This is a genomic window from uncultured Mailhella sp., from assembly GCF_905187505.1.
GTDB lineage: Bacteria > Desulfobacterota > Desulfovibrionia > Desulfovibrionales > Desulfovibrionaceae > Mailhella.
In genome coordinates, this window is the sequence record NZ_CAJJIC010000048.1 from 1 (window position 1) to 14980 (window position 14980).

A 14980-nucleotide genomic window follows, 5' to 3' on the forward strand; every position below is an offset into this window, starting at 1 on the left:
TTCACAAAAGGTGAAGCCCTCTTCCCATCGGACTTCAAAGATTAAAAAACAAAACACCGAAAGGGAGAAAGCGCAAACCTTCTCCCTTTCGGTGTTTTCCTGAAAAGGAAAAACTTAGGCGTCGAGAGCGTTGACGGCCTTGGCAAGGCGGGAAACCTTGCGGGCAGCGTTCTTCCAGTGAATCACGCCCTTGCCGGCGATCTTGGAAACAGTGGAAGTAGCGGTCTTCAGAGCTTCTTCAGCGGCGACCTTGTCGTTCTTCTGAATAGCGGCGCGCACGGCCTTCACCACGTTCTTGATGCGGGTACGGGCGGCGCGGTTGCGGGCGTTGCGCTTGACACTCTGCTTTTGGCGCTTGATGGCGGAAGCATGATTGGCCACGGGAATCCTCCAGAATGATGCCCCATTGAGGGGTGTGATGCGATACGATGTCGGGCGGCAGGACGCCGCCCGTTATTGCCAGAACGACTATTTTTATGCGCCTTGACGTTTTCTGTCAAGAGGGCGTCTGCCATCCTACATCTGCAGTGCCGAGAAGTCGGCGAGCCTGCCCATGCGGGAAAGGAGAACCTGCAAAAGATTCAAACGGTTGGCGCGCACGTCCCTATCTTCCGCCATGACCATGACGCCGTCGAAGAAGGCATCCACCGCAGGACGCACGCCTTCCATGAGAGAAAGCAGCTCATCGAAACGGTCGTCGGCCCACATTTCGTCGAAGCGGGCCGTCATGTCGTCGAGGGCGTCGGCAAGAGCCTTTTCCGGCTCTTCGGCGAGGAGCTCGCGGCGGTATTCATCCGTTGCGCCCGCGCCCTGCTTGCGCAGAATGTTGGCCACGCGCTTGAAGGTCTGGGCGGTGTCGGCAAAGCCGGGCTTCGCGCTTTCGGCCACCATGGCGGCAAGACGGCGGGAGGCGGCCCACACGTCGCTGCATCCTGCGCCCATCACCGCTTCCACAAGCAGCGTGTCGTTGCCCTGGGTGAGGAAGTAGTTCTTCACGCGGCCGGCAAAGAAGTCGCCGAGCCGGGCCAGAGCCTCAGGCTTTTCCAGCTTCCAGCGAATGTCGTCGCTGTAGAGGGACTGAGCCTTGGCAAAAAGATCCTCCACGCGGATGCGGTAGCCCTTTTCGATGAGAATGCGGGCGATGCCGAGCGCGCAGCGGCGCAGTGCGAAGGGGTCGGCCGCGCCGGTGGGAATGTTGCCGAGACCGAAGCAGCCCACCAGAGTATCGGCCTTGTCGGCCATGGACAAAAGCGCACCGAGATCGGTGGAAGGCACGGGAGTGTCGGGACCGGCGGGCAGATACTGCTCGGCGATGGCGTCCGCAGCCGCGGGATCGAGTCCCATCTTATGGCCGTAGATGCCGCCCATGATGCCCTGAAGCGTGTCGAACTCGCCCACCATCTGGGAGACGAGATCGGCCTTGGCACAACGGCCCGCCACGGCGGCGGATTCGGGATTCACCTTTGCCACGCTCGCGACGCCTTCCTGTTCGGCCAGCCAGCGGCAAAGCTCCGACAGTCGACGGCACTTGTCGCCCATGGAGCCGAGAGGCCCGAGGAAGATGACGTGATCGAGCTTTTCCTTCCAGATGTCGAAGGATGCCTTCATGTCGGTGTTCCAGTAGAATCTCGCATCTTCCAGACGGGCGCGCAGCACGCGTTCCCAGCCTTTCTTCACCACTTCGGGCTCGCGGGAGCTCAGGTTGGCCACCGTGAGGAAATAAGGCAGGAGTCTCCCGTCCCCGCTTTCCACGCCGAAGCTCTTCTGATGCGTTTCCATGCTGGTGAGCAGCACGACGGAAGGCAGTTCCAGGAAGGACGGATCGAAGCCGCCGAGGATGGGCGCGGGATGTTCGCAGAGGCCCTGCACTTCATCGAGCAGACTTTCCTTCCACAGGATGCGGCCGCCCACGCTGCGGGCAAGCTCGTTGCCGCCCTCCACCACGACTCTGCGGCGCTCGGCGCCGGAGAGCGTGACGCCGCACTTTTCGGCCATCACGGCATCAAAGTCGTCGGCGCAGGCCACTTCAAAGGGGCCGCGGCCGTGCACGCGATGACCGGTGGTCATGCGTCCGGACTGCACGTCGGCCACGGTGAAGGGAATCACGTCGCAGTCCATGAGGGCCACCACCCAGCGAAGAGGACGGGCGAAGAGAAAATGGCTCGGGCTCCAGTGCATTCTCTTGGGGAAGGGAAGCGAGGCTATGATGGAAGGTGCGGCTTCGGCGATGATGGAGGACGCCGACACGCCGCCCACGCTCTTGCGCACGGCCACATATTCTCCCTTGGGGGTCTGCTGACGGAAAAGCGCGGAAACGTCCACGCCCTGACCGCGGGCAAAGCCCAGCGCCGCCTTGGTGGGATTGCCTTCGGCATCGTAGGCCGCCTTCACGGAAGGACCGAGGGCCACTTCCTCGCGAACGGGAGTGGAGGCAAGAAGACCGCGGGCGTGCACCACGGCGCGGCGGGGCGTGGTGTCCACGGTAAGGGAATCAAAGGTCAGACCGTGCTCCCCGAACAGGGCGGCAAAGCGGTCGTGCAGCTCGCGCTCAAGGGAGGCGAGAAAACGGGCGGGCAGTTCTTCCACGCCGATTTCAAGAACAAAATGACTCATGGCTTACCCCTTCTTCAGCATGGGATAACCCATGGCTTCGCGCTGGGCGGCATAAAGATGGGCCACGCCGGAAGCCAGCGTGCGCACGCGGGCGATGTACCCGGCGCGTTCCGTGATGGAAATGGCTCCGCGGGCATCCAGCAGGTTGAACGTATGGGAACACTTCAGGCAGTAGTCGTAGGCGGGCAGCGGAAGCTTCACGTCGATAAGGCGCAGGCATTCCTTTTCGTAGTCGTTGAAATGCTGCAGCAGCATGGCCGCGTCGCTCTGATCGAAGTTGTAGCAGGACTGTTCGTATTCGTTCTGATGATAGACGTCGCCGTAGGTGATGGAGTCGTTCCATTTGATGTCGTACACGGACTCCACGCCCTGCAGATACATGGTAAGACGCTCAAGACCGTAGGTGAGCTCCACGCTGGCGGGCGAAAGGTCGATGCCGCCCACCTGCTGGAAATAGGTGAACTGCGACACTTCCATGCCGTTCAGCCACACTTCCCAGCCGAGGCCCCACGCGCCGAGGGTGGGAGATTCCCAGTCGTCTTCCACGAAACGGATGTCGTGCACGGCCGGATCGATGCCGAGGGCCTTCAGGCTGTCGAGGTACAGCTGCTGAGGATCGGCCGGAGCGGGCTTCATGATGACCTGGAACTGAAAATAATGCTGCAGACGGTTGGGGTTGTCGCCGTAGCGGCCGTCGGTGGGACGACGCGAAGGCTCCACATAGGCGGCCTTCCAGGGCTCGGGTCCGATAACGCGCAGGAACGTGGAGGGGTTGAACGTGCCCGCACCGCATTCCAGATCCACCGGCTGCACCACCGCGCAGCCCTGTCTGGCCCAGTAATCCTGCAAGGTCAGAATAACATTCTGAAAATTCATGTAGTTCTCCTGAAGTTCGCCAATGGAGCCATTGGCCTTGCTTCCCATGCGCGAAGCGCACGGAAAAACGTCTTCCTGTCCGCCCGCGCCGCGCCGCTAAATGGACCTGAACCGGCCGTTGCCCCATTCAAGTCCGAGATGATATCGCACAAAAGCGTCGATAAGGCGCGCGGCCTGCCTTGCGCCTTCCGGCGAAGGATGCAGCCTGCCCCATGACTCCGGTGAGTATTCCTTCACTTTCCCCAGTACGTCAAGAGCTTCCTGCTCAAGAGAGAGGCTCATGTCGCCCGGACGGCGGCACGAAGCGCAGCACACCTCGCCCTCTCCCACCAGAAAATGCACCTTCTGCTCTCCGGCGAGCGGACGGCCGCAGCGCGCGCAGAACGAAAGTTCCGGCGCGTACCCCTGCTCGGATGCAAGACGAAAACGGAACAGCACCGGCATGACCGCGGGCACGTCTTCTTCTCTTTCCAGAAGCTCCAGCATGCCTCTCATGAGCAGAAAGCTCGCCCCCGCATTGTCCGGCGGAACGCCCATGGCCTCAAGAAAGCGCACGCAGTTGGCGGCCATGCCCTGCCTGCGCCAGTCGCGGCGCAACCTGTCGGGACCGGCGAGAAGCGTAGCCTCGCTCAGATTGAGGAAACGTCCGTCTCTCGAGTATGCGGCACTCACGCGAAGCACGTTGAACGCGTCGAGACAGCCGGTGAAGCGTCTGCGGCTCCGGCTTCCGCCGAAGGCGAAGGCCGTGAGCAGCCCCTTTTCCCGGGCCAGAAGGCGCACCCACAGATCCGCCTCTCTGAACTTTCCGACGCGAAGCACCAGAGCGTCGTCCGACCACTGCTGCATGACAAGATTCCGTACCGGTCAGAGGGCGGAGCATGCATTCTCCCCCGCACCTTCCGGCGCATAAGGAAAAAGAACCGGACGTTCCCTTGCGGGACTCTCCGCCGGAACGGACTTCGGACGGACCTTAGGCCCCGCCTTCCCCGGCGGGAGGTCTTGCGATGCGCCGCCGGGCGTCGCCGTCACGGATTTTTCCGTGAAGACTCAAGCGGCACGCACTCCTTCGTGCTTGTCCTGCGCATGAAGGACAAGCATCCCCGGGCGCAGACGAAAGCCCCTGAGCCTTCCCGGAGCGTTTCCGTTCGTCTTCTACTCGGCGGGCGGGAAGCTCATGGTCACCACACGCGGCGACGTGGAACGATCGAGTTCCTTCCCGTCGTACACGACGCGAACGGCTCTGGCGTTGCCGAGGCGGATGACGAGAGAATCACGGAACGACATGGAAAACGTGTCGCCACGGCGCAGCGTGCGCTGCTGCTTCTTGCCGTCGGGCTCAAAGCCCATCCAGCAGTCGCCGGCGTCGGCAATGACTTCCACCTGATGCATGCCGTCGGGAAGTGCCGCGGGCTGTTCGTCGCCTGCGGGCGCGGCAGAAGCCGGGGCGTCGGCGTTCTGCACGACGGCAGGCTCCGCCGGGGAAGCCGGAACACTTTCCGGCTGCGACACGGCGGCCTCAGGTGCCGGGGCGGCGTTCTGCACGACTTCGGGCTGCGCCACGGAAGGCTCGGGAGCCGCCGGCGTTTCGGAAGCCTGAGGAGCTGGCACCGGAGCCGGCGCGGCATTGCCCCAGGTGGGCATGGCCGAAGAAGACGCGCTCTCTGCGCCGGACACGGAAACGCTTTCGTAGTCCCTGGCGGCGAAGAAATGCAGATAGGCCATGTACGCGCCGCTGGCCAGCGCAAGCACCAGCACAATCTTGAACACTCCTCCGAGAATGACCGGAAGAATGCTCGGCTTCACCGAAGTGTAGGTCGTGCTTTCCGCAATGACCGGATGGGAAACGCCTTCAAAGCCCTCGAGGCCGCGCAGCCATTCGGTCACCTCTTCCTGGGCAAAGCCGAGAAGAAGCGCATATTCTTTAATGAAATGATGAACATAGACGGTACGGGGAAGGGTGTCCGACCCGTTTTCTATCCCCTGAAGTATGCGGGTGGGAATCTTGAGACGGTCGGCAACGTCAGCCACGGTCATGTCGCGGCCCTCGCGGGCCTCACGGAGCTTAGCTCCCAGTTCTGCCAGAGTCATAGCGTGCCTCAGTTACGGATGTCGATGAGCGCCTTGTCACGAAGCTGAGCAGTATACTGCTGAAAACGCTCCTGAAGGCGGGGACGGCGCAGAATCTGTTCGATGCGGCTTGCGGTTTCGGCATCAGGCACGGCATTGCTGTGATCCACGCCCTCCGCCTCCTCGAAGTCGAGCAGAGCTATCTGCGCCTTGTTGGCGTTCATGCTGAGAAGAGGAGACACGTCGCCCTTCTTCATGTGCGAAACCTGCTCCATCATGCCGGGAGCCATGTCGGAAAGCGCCATGAAGCCGAGATCGCCGCCCTCCTGGGCATTGGGACCGATGGAAACGGCGCGCACGGCGTCGCGGAAGGAAACCTTGCCGGACGCAATGTCCCGCGCCCACTTTTCCGCATCGGCTTCCACGGGATAGATGAGCAGGGCCACTCTTGCGCGGCCGGAAGCGAATCCCGCCATGTTCTTCCTATAGTAGTCGTTGATTTCGTCTTCCGTAACGACGACCCTGTTCACCACGTTGCGGCTCATGAGCCGCTGCGACACGAGCTGCACGTACAACCTGTCGCGAAAGACTTTTTCGGAAACGCCTTCCTGGGAAAGCTGCTTGAAGAACACGTCGCGGGAAAGCTGGCTGTCCTTGACGATGCGGTCAATGGCGGCATCCACGTCGGCATCGGAGATCTCTATCTTTTCCTTGTCCGCTTCCTGAAGCAGGATTTTGTCGTTGATCATTCTGTCGAGGACGGCCTTGCGGACTTCCGCCACCATCTGAGGATTCTTTGCGGGATCAAGCTTCTGTCCGACAAGTTCGGACTGAAGTTCCCTGTCGAGCTCACGGGCAGTGATCATGTCGCCGTTGACGACTGCGGCGATGCGGGAAACGGGAACCGCGAACACCGGCTGTGCGGAAAGCAGGGACGCCGCACAGGCAAGAGATATGAAAAGGGTACGCAAAACAGCACACTCCTGATATTCGGTAAGATAGTTGTTTATAGCCTGTTTTTTACGCACTGGCAACGTTCGCACCCGGAGGTTAACGCCTTGGAGAGGCACCGCCTCCAGGAACATAATAATGCGCGTTCATTGAAAATATTTCACCTTCGGCATAAAAATTTCCGGCACGCCCGACCATGTCCGCGTTATTTTATCGGGAAGCCGGACGCCGCCCTTTCCCGGCGCGGAAGTCCCGCATCCTCCGGCGGAAGGGGCAAATTGCCGTCAGGCCGCGGTTCCGGCCGTGTTCTGCTCCTGAAGAGAGCCCAGAAGCAAACGCGCCTCGTCGAGCTGCCGGGCCGGAGTTTCCCCTTCGCCCAGCGAAAGCTCCAGCGTGGCGGGAGGCTGAAGGCGTATGCGGTCCCTGTGCGCCATGACGAGCCGCACGATGTCTTCCGGCCTGACCTTCTTCTGTCCGTCCGCCCATGTCACGCGGACGCGGTCCGGCAGAATGTCCGCCCGGGCCACGCCGAGCTCGTTCACGCGGCGCTTGAAGGAGAGCACGGCAAGGAAGTTCTCCACGGGCTCGGGGAAGGGGCCGAAGCGGTCGCGTATTTCCATTTCCACGTTTTCCCGCGTCACGGCGTCGGGAGCGGAGGAAAGCATCTTGTAGTACTTGAGCCTTTCGTGCGCGTCCTCCACATAGGAATCGGGAATGTGCGCAGGAATGCCGAGGTTTATTTCCGTTTCCGTGCGAAGCAGCTCCTCCTCTCCCTTGAGCCTGGCCACGGCGTCCTCCAGCATTTCCAGATACAGATCAAGCCCCACGCGGGCCATGTGGCCGGACTGCGCCTCGCCGAGAATGTTGCCCGCCCCGCGCAGACGCAGATCCTCCATGGCCACCTGAAATCCGGCGCCGAGATAGTCCATTTCCAGAATGATGCGCAGCCGCTCCCTTGCAAGGCTCGGCAGATGCTCCACGTCCGACACCACGAACACCGCATAGGCCTGCCTGTCCGAGCGCCCCACCCTGCCGCGGAGCTGATAGAGCTGCCCCAGACCGAACATCTGCGCCTGATCCACGATGAGCGTGTTCGCCCGGGGAAAGTCAAGCCCCGACTCCACGATGGCCGTGCACACGAGCACGTCGAGTTCGCCGTGCCAGAACTTGTGCATGGTGTCCTCAAGTTCCTTTTCCGCCATCTGCCCGTGCGCCATGCCCACGCGAGCATCCGGCACGAGTTCCTTCACCATGGCCGCCGTCTGCGGCAGCGTCTGCACGCGGTTGTGCACGAAGAACACCTGTCCCTGCCTCGCCAGCTCGCGTTCCATGACCTGCCGGAGCGCCCCGCGGTCCCGGTCGATGATGGCCGTGGCCACGGGCTTGCGTTCGGCGGGCGCGGTCTCGAGCACGGAGAGCTCGCGTATGCCGGACATGGAGAGCTGAAGCGTCCTTGGAATGGGCGTGGCCGTCAGCGTGAGCACGTCCACGTTCTTTCGGAGAGCCTTCAGCTTTTCCTTGTGGCGCACGCCGAAACGCTGCTCCTCGTCCAGAATGAGCAGTCCGAGATTGGGAAGCTGCACGTCCTTGGAAAGCAGTCTGTGCGTGCCTATGAGAATGTCTATCTGACCGCGCGCCGCAGCATTCAGAGTTTCGGTCTGTCTGGCCTTCGGCACGAAGCGGCTGAGCAGCCCCACGTTGACGGGAAAGCCCGCCATGCGGGAACGGAACGTCTGATAGTGCTGCTCCGCAAGTACCGTGGTGGGACACAGAAGCGCCACCTGACGCCCGTCGCAGGCAGCGCGGAAGGCCGCCCGAAGCGCCACTTCCGTCTTGCCGAAGCCCACGTCGCCGCAGACGAGCCTGTCCATGGGCACGGGCTTGTCCATGTCCGCGAACACTTCCTGAATGGCCCGGGCCTGATCGGGCGTCTCCTCAAATCCGAAGGAGGCCTCGAACTCGTGATACATCTCGCCCACGGGGGAATAGGAAAAGCCCTTGGCCACCTTGCGCCACGCATACATCTGCATGAGATCGGCGGCCACCTTTTCCACGGCCTTGCGTGCCTTTTCCCGGCTGCTCGTCCACGCCGTGCCGCCGAGACGGTCCAGCGCAGGCGGCGGCCCGTCGGCCTTGAACTTCTGCACCACGGACAGCCTGTCCACGGGAAGATAAAGTCTTGCCCCGTCGGCATATTCAAGAAGGAGATAGTCGTTGTCCACGCCGGTGTTGCCGGGGCTCATGCGGTGCAGACCGCCGAAACGTCCCACGCCGTAGTCGCGGTGCACAAGAAGATCGCCCACGCACAGATCGTCGTACCGGTCCAGCCCGCGGAACGCTCCCGAGGCCACCCGGTGCGAACTCTCCGCCTTGGGCTGGAGTATCTCCTCGCCGAGCACGAGACAGCCGTCCCACACAAGATCAGCGCCCTGACGGTACGGCGCCACCACGGCGTAAAGACCCCGGCCCTCGGGATCGTAGCGCAGGGAAGGCAGAATGCCGTCCTGCTCCGCCAGCTTGAGAAACTTGCGTCTGCCCCGCTCCGAGGCGAAGGCCAGCACCACCTGTCTGTGCGATGCCGTCCAGGATCTGAGTCCGGCGGAAAGCTGCTGCCAGGGCCGGTCCTGCTCCGTACGGCCGGGAAAAAGCTCGGCAAAACTGTGCAGACTGCGTTCGAGAAGGTCCTCGCCCGTCTGCTCCGTGCCCATGGTCAGAGGTTCTGCGTAAAGACGCGGACGGCTCTCCAGCGCCTTCCGTACCGTCTCCGCATCGCGCACGGCCATGTGCACAGGCTGCACGAGACTGCTCTCCTCCGACTGCACGCGAACGTGCTCCCGCCACCGGCTCTCCGTGTCGTCCAGCTCGTCGCTCACCTCGCGGCGGCCGGGCAGAAAGCACATGGTGTCCGGCGCAAGCCAGTCATCCAGCGACGATGCGTCGGCGTACAGACAGCCGGGAAGAAGGCGCGCGTCCTTCTCCTCAAGCGCGCGCTCAAGGGACACGCGGGAACGTTCGCTCATCGTGCCCGCCTGTGTCCTGGCCTTCCAGAAGGCGCGCACGTTCTTTTCCCACGCACTGCCGGAAGCAAACGGCGTCACGGGCAGCAGCGTCACCTCGTCAAGCTGCCCCACGGAACGCTGGGTCACAAAGTCGAACACGCGCATCTCATCGACGGTGTCGCCGAAAAATTCCAGTCTGAGCGGCTTTTCATAGCCGGGAGGCAACACGTCCAGAATGTCGCCGCGACGGGCCATGTCGCCCGCATGAGCCACCATGGGCACACGCTGATATCCCCATTCCGAAAGCTGTTCCAGAAGAAGCTCGGGCGATACGTCCTCGCCGCGACGGACGGTCATGGTCCGGCCGTCCAGAAAATCCTGAGGCGGCAGCAGAGGTATCATGTTGTCCAGGGTGAACACCACGCCTCGGGCCTGCCCCGTGCGCAGAGCATACAGGACGGCAAACCGCTCCGCCCATCCTTCCCGGCTGAGAGAGCGCGCACTGAAAGGCGGGAGAAACACCCACGGTCTTTCCCATAGGGGCAGACCGGACGCGCCGCGGGCATCCCCCGAGTGGGAATCGAGACGTCCCACGGAAAGCTCGGGCGTGAAAAGCGTGGTCAGGCCACGCATGACGGCAAGCGCTTCCCGGCTGCGCACGGCCACGGCCGCATGGCGGCCGGAGCGTACCGCTTCCACGGCCAGACGGGCCAGCGTGGCCGAGCCTGCGCGGCACACGTCAAGACCGGCGCGCTCTTCCATCCTACGAAGCAGAGATTCTTTATCCATGGTCAAAAGCGGGCATGAAAAGACAGAAAAAAAGCCCCTCATGCACGAGGGGAATGCTGTTTCAACAGTATCAGCAAGACGCCCGCTTCGCAACACGGCCCTCATGAGAGACTTGGCGTCCGTCGGAGCGCCCATCCGCCGTCGTCCGCGCCCGAACGCCCCGGCGCGCCATCGGCGCCCCCCCCCCGCCCTTTTCCCCGCGAAAAAGCCTGCTTCTTTTCCGCCCGCCTTGCCTTCCCCCGGAAACTCCGCTACCCTGTCTTCATGCAGAACGACCGGCCCATGCTTTCCCGCATATTCTTCGTCATGATGGCGGAGCGCCACTGGCGCAGCCATCTCTAAGGACGCGCGGCTTCAAGTCCGACGCGTCCCTGCCCGCCCTGCATCCCGTGACCCATCCACAAGACGGCGCATCTTCGTCTGCCTCTTCTCGCGTCTTCCGATCAGTCATCGCCTCCTTACCGCAGGTCGCGGGGAGCATTCACGCCTTTCGGACTCTCCTCCACGGATCTTGCGGCCTTCTGAAAGCCGCCCCTTTCTCCGGCGCTTCTCCGGAAGAACGCCGGACCATCCGCAAACAAGGAGAATTTCCGTGTCTCTTTCCCCTTCTTTCCGGCCGGTGCTTCTCAACCTTGCCGGCAGCGCGATTCTGGCATTCGGCCTCTACAACGTTCATGCCCTTTCCGGCGTGACGGAAGGCGGCATTCTCGGCGCCACGCTGCTTCTGCACCACTGGTTCCACATTTCCCCGGCATGGTCCGGACTCATCATGAACGCCATGTGCTACCTGCTCGGCTGGAAGCTCATGGGCGGAGGTTTCGTCCTTTATTCCCTCGTGGCTGGCGGAGGTTTCTCCCTCTTCTACGCCCTTGCCGAAATGTTCCCTCCCCTGTGGCCCGAGCTTGCGCACATGCCGCTTTCCGCATCCGTCCTCGGCGCTCTGTTCGTGGGAACGGGCGTCGGGCTCTGCGTTCGGGCAGGCGGCGCCCCCGGCGGCGACGACGCCCTTGCCATGAGCATTTCACATCTTACGGGCTGGAACATCCGCTGGCCCTATCTTCTGAGCGATCTCATCGTGCTTCTGCTCTCCCTCTCCTACATTCCTCTTGAACGCATAGGATACTCTCTGCTCACCGTCATTCTCTCCGGCCAGCTCATCGGCTTCGTTCAGACTCTCGGCACGAAGCAGGGGCAGTCCGGCTGACACGCTCCCCGCTCTTCGAAAAAAACGATGAAACGATCCTGCATTTCCGCGTGAGGGACGCCCTTTACGGCGTCCCTCAAAAGAACGCTTCCGCCTGCCGGACGCCAAAGATCCGGCAGGCGCCTTTTTCACGAAGCCCTTCCCGGTCTCTGCAGTACCGCGTTGCGGCGGCGTCGGGCAGCGTCTTTCTTCTTCAACTCGTTGCGGCCGCTCCGCTTCAGCCGGTCGAAGACTCCCGTCCGTGCATGTTCTTCTCCGTTCAAGTCCGCTTCCGCAGGCGTTTCCCGTCAGAAGCGCTCCTGTCCTGCCTTCATGCACAAGCTCTGTTCTTCAAATTTTCTCTTCAAAAGGTCTCCGTTCCATAAGTTCCGCCAAATACCGCAGAACATGACAGACACTTTTTTCTCTTTACGGAACTTTCTTCTTTTTTTTGAAGAAAGTGTCCCGCCCTCATCCGTCCGCATACCTGTCTTGGGAAATTCATGTCGAATAATCTCGAAGAACGACTTGACGCGACCCATAAAAATCATTTTTATCAGAGAGCGTCATACGGCATTTTTTCACATACGCATTCTTCATTTCAGCAGGAGATTCCCATGATCACGAACTGGCCGCTTGTTTTCTTCACCGTGTTCTCGCAGCTCGGCACGGGGCTGGCGCTCTTTGCCTGGTGGAAGGACCATCACGGGGATTCTCCCAGCGCCCGAAACTGGCAGACCTCGGCCATAAGCGCATTCGTGGCCACGGCGGCCGGACTCGCGGCCTTCGGAGGAGCGGCCTCGGGTGCCATGCTCATCGCACAGATCGGCTGTCTTCTCCTGCTTGCCTGCGCCTGCGGCGCCTGGAAAGGCTGCTCAGCCTGCGGCCTCATCGCCTGGATCGCGGGTGCGGCCGCCGTCATGGCCGAAGCTGCGGCCGCCGTTCCCGGAGAAGCGTTCAGCACCTCCGGCCTCTTCCCCCTCGTGCTCTTTCCTCTCTGCACCGTCATTCTCGGCGCCGTCTTCTCCCAGCTCAAGCAGATGGGCGAACCGGACGATCCCGCCGTGCGCTACGGCCGCTTCTATGTTCCTCTTCGCATCTGCCTGTGGCTCATGCTCGTCATCACGGCCATTGCCCCCTGCATCGCCTGGGACGATCCCTTCATGAGAAAGTCCGCCATCATCTGGATGCAGACCCAGCTGTACTGGATGGGCGTCATCTTCAGCGGCGTGGTCATCGGTCTTTCCCACATGGGACGCATCACGCTGCTCGTTCAGGCCATTGTGGCCATCGTCAGCATCACCGGTCTGCGCACGGCCTTCTATGCCGACGGCGTTCACGGCATCATCGACATGAGCACCCTCTATATGCACTGATGACGCAAAATTTTCCTCCCTTCCGGGGCTTGACAAGCCATGACGCTTAGTGTAGCTATGTCCCCGTTGCGTATAACACTGCGCTTCATTGCGCGGAGAGATGTCCGAGTCGGCCGAAGGAGCTCGCCTGCTAAGCGAGTATACGGGCATAAACCTGTATCGAGGGTTCAAATCCCTCTCTCTCCGCCATTACAAAGTTTCAGAAAGCCTCACAAAAGTTCATAACTTATTGTGAGGCTTTATTTTTTTAATAATTTTACTCTTTCATAGCCTTAGAAGCTCTATAGACATCTTCCTCATTATGGGGGTATATTCGGGGGTATCAATAAAAAAATTAAAATTTTCGACACAACCGATACCCCCAAGAGTAAGAATCATGCGTCAGTCCAACAAGTTATCAGCAAAGCGCATTGAAGCTGCCCCCCAAAAAAGACTGATTATAAAATCTTCGATGGTGAGGGACTCTATCTATTCGTAACTCGGGCAGGTGGAAAATTCTGGCGAATGAAATATCGAAAAAACGATGGAAAAGAAGACACCCTGACATTCGGATCATATCCTGAAGTCTCCTTACGCAAGGCAAGAGAGCTAAAAGCAGAAGCACGCAGAAAGTTAGCACTAGGCATCGACCCTAAAGAAGAAAAACGTCGCTTAGAACAAGAAGCAGAAAGTGAAGAGCGAGACAAAGCTCTAACTTTTGAAGTAGTTGGCAAAGAATGGTTTGAAAAACGAACTGTTGACAAAACAGCTCTCTATAGACATCAGCTCAGTAATCGCCTTAATAATCAGATTTTTCCTGAAATTGGTAACATACCTATAAAAAAATTAAAGCCCGTCGATATCCTTGCCGCATTGAGAAAAGTTGAAGCCCGTGGAGCTCTGGAGATGGCTAAACGCTTGGCCCGATGTATTCGCCAAATATGCAGCTATGCGGTTTCTGCTGGATATATAGACCTTAATCCAGCCTCTGAGCTTACAGGAGCTCTAGCTTCTTCCGTAAAATCTACTCCTAGAGCCGCTATTACTTCTCCATCAGAAGTAGGTGCACTACTCCGAGCTTTGGAGCAATATCAAGGACACTTCGCCATAAAATATGCGCTCCAAATCATGCCCTATGTTTTCGTTCGATCACAGGAACTACGCAATGCATCTTGGAAAGAAATAGATTTTGAAAAAGCGTTGTGGATCATTCCAGCTGAACGTATGAAAAAAAGGAGAGAACATATTGTTCCGCTTGCTCACCAAGTAGTTACACTCTTCAAAAATCTACAGAAGTTCAGTGGAGACGGAGAATATGTATTCCCATCTCCTCAGAGTAAATCTCAATGCATTAGTGATGTAGGGCTGCTTAACGGACTTCGCAGATTAGGATATGGTAGAGAGGAGATGTGCATTCATGGTTTTCGAGCTATGGCCTCCACGCTTCTTAATGAGCAGCAATATAATCCCGATGTGATAGAAGCCCAATTAGCACATGTTGAAAAAAATAATTCTCGAAGACCCTATAACCGTGCTCAATATCTTGATGAAAGACGAAAAATGATGCAGGAGTGGGCAGATTATCTGGATGAATTGAGAGAGAAGTCTTAACAAAAATATAAAAAGGAAACAGCCATGCATGCATATGATGAGGAAGATTTTAGCTGGAACGATGAGAGCGAACCTTTTGCAAAGTATACGCCTGAAGAATTTTACGAGGTTTTAGCTGAACATGAAGTCGACTATGAAGATCGTGAAATTCCTGTAAAACTCATTTTTAATAAAATTAATATAAATATAAGAACACTTCTTAAGTTTTTAAATAAAACAAAAGAATATGACAGAATAAAAACAAATCGAGAATTGGAATTTATACAGGCATATAATGAATATTGTGATTATCATAACCCTGTAGAATTTTTTATTATTTTAAAGAAGACGACATTAAAACATTAACAATGGATATATCCGATTGGAACAAATGGAAACAAATTCATTGTATATCAAAAAAGAAAACTTATTCATTTAATGAAAATGATACCAATAAAGAAATCATTACTGATGAATATTTAGAAATAAAAGCTGAGTTTGAAAGATGCTCAGAATGCCCTATTGTAGATGAATTAAATCGTCTACGAGATGAGTTA

Annotated in this window: 12 protein-coding genes and 1 tRNA gene; 6 read left to right on the top strand and 7 right to left on the bottom strand. The window is 58.7% G+C overall.

Annotated elements, in window-relative coordinates; genetic code table 11:
* Nucleotides 1–114: 114 nt before the first annotated feature.
* The 7 genes from rpsT to mfd all read right to left on the bottom strand — a co-directional run bounded on the left by rpsT (nucleotide 115) and on the right by mfd (nucleotide 10295).
* Nucleotides 115–381 carry a 30S ribosomal protein S20 gene (rpsT, locus tag QZZ60_RS06170; protein WP_295639317.1) on the bottom strand — a complete coding sequence of 89 codons (267 nt, stop codon included), beginning with the start codon at nucleotides 379–381 and terminating at the stop codon, nucleotides 115–117.
* A gap of 135 nt (nucleotides 382–516) precedes the next feature.
* Nucleotides 517–2613, bottom strand: coding sequence for a glycine--tRNA ligase subunit beta (gene glyS, locus QZZ60_RS06175; RefSeq protein ID WP_295639320.1), 2097 nt, complete (start codon nucleotides 2611–2613; stop codon nucleotides 517–519).
* A gap of 3 nt (nucleotides 2614–2616) precedes the next feature.
* Nucleotides 2617–3489: a glycine--tRNA ligase subunit alpha gene (glyQ, locus tag QZZ60_RS06180; RefSeq protein ID WP_295639323.1), complete on the bottom strand. Its 873-nt coding sequence runs from the start codon at nucleotides 3487–3489 to the stop codon at nucleotides 2617–2619.
* Between the two features lie 96 nt (nucleotides 3490–3585).
* Nucleotides 3586–4335 (bottom strand): DNA repair protein RecO, encoded by a 750-nt coding sequence (gene recO / locus QZZ60_RS06185; RefSeq protein ID WP_295639326.1) that lies wholly within the window; start codon nucleotides 4333–4335, stop codon nucleotides 3586–3588.
* A gap of 306 nt (nucleotides 4336–4641) precedes the next feature.
* Nucleotides 4642–5577, bottom strand: coding sequence for a helix-turn-helix domain-containing protein (locus QZZ60_RS06190; RefSeq protein WP_295639329.1), 936 nt, complete (start codon nucleotides 5575–5577; stop codon nucleotides 4642–4644).
* A gap of 8 nt (nucleotides 5578–5585) precedes the next feature.
* On the bottom strand, nucleotides 5586–6527 hold the full coding sequence (locus tag QZZ60_RS06195) for a SurA N-terminal domain-containing protein (protein WP_295639333.1): 942 nt from the start codon (nucleotides 6525–6527) through the stop codon (nucleotides 5586–5588).
* A 264-nt stretch (nucleotides 6528–6791) separates the two neighbouring features.
* On the bottom strand, nucleotides 6792–10295 hold the full coding sequence (gene mfd / locus QZZ60_RS06200; RefSeq protein WP_295639335.1) for a transcription-repair coupling factor: 3504 nt from the start codon (nucleotides 10293–10295) through the stop codon (nucleotides 6792–6794).
* 592 nt (nucleotides 10296–10887) lie between these two features.
* Between mfd and QZZ60_RS06205 the strand changes: the two genes are divergently transcribed.
* The 6 genes from QZZ60_RS06205 to QZZ60_RS06230 all read left to right on the top strand — a co-directional run.
* Nucleotides 10888–11499: a YitT family protein gene (locus QZZ60_RS06205; protein ID WP_295639338.1), complete on the top strand. Its 612-nt coding sequence runs from the start codon at nucleotides 10888–10890 to the stop codon at nucleotides 11497–11499.
* A 596-nt stretch (nucleotides 11500–12095) separates the two neighbouring features.
* Nucleotides 12096–12854 carry a hypothetical protein gene (locus tag QZZ60_RS06210; RefSeq protein WP_295639341.1) on the top strand — a complete coding sequence of 253 codons (759 nt, stop codon included), beginning with the start codon at nucleotides 12096–12098 and terminating at the stop codon, nucleotides 12852–12854.
* Between the two features lie 94 nt (nucleotides 12855–12948).
* Nucleotides 12949–13043: transfer RNA gene (locus QZZ60_RS06215), tRNA-Ser, on the top strand.
* A 255-nt stretch (nucleotides 13044–13298) separates the two neighbouring features.
* A complete protein-coding gene (locus tag QZZ60_RS06220) occupies nucleotides 13299–14444 on the top strand; it encodes an integrase arm-type DNA-binding domain-containing protein (protein WP_295639350.1) in 1146 nt (381 codons plus the stop codon).
* Nucleotides 14445–14468: 24 nt separating this feature from the next.
* On the top strand, nucleotides 14469–14789 hold the full coding sequence (locus QZZ60_RS06225) for a hypothetical protein (protein WP_295639344.1): 321 nt from the start codon (nucleotides 14469–14471) through the stop codon (nucleotides 14787–14789).
* 2 nt (nucleotides 14790–14791) lie between these two features.
* On the top strand, nucleotides 14792–14980 hold a 189-nt coding region (locus QZZ60_RS06230), incomplete at its 3' end, for a hypothetical protein (RefSeq protein WP_295639347.1).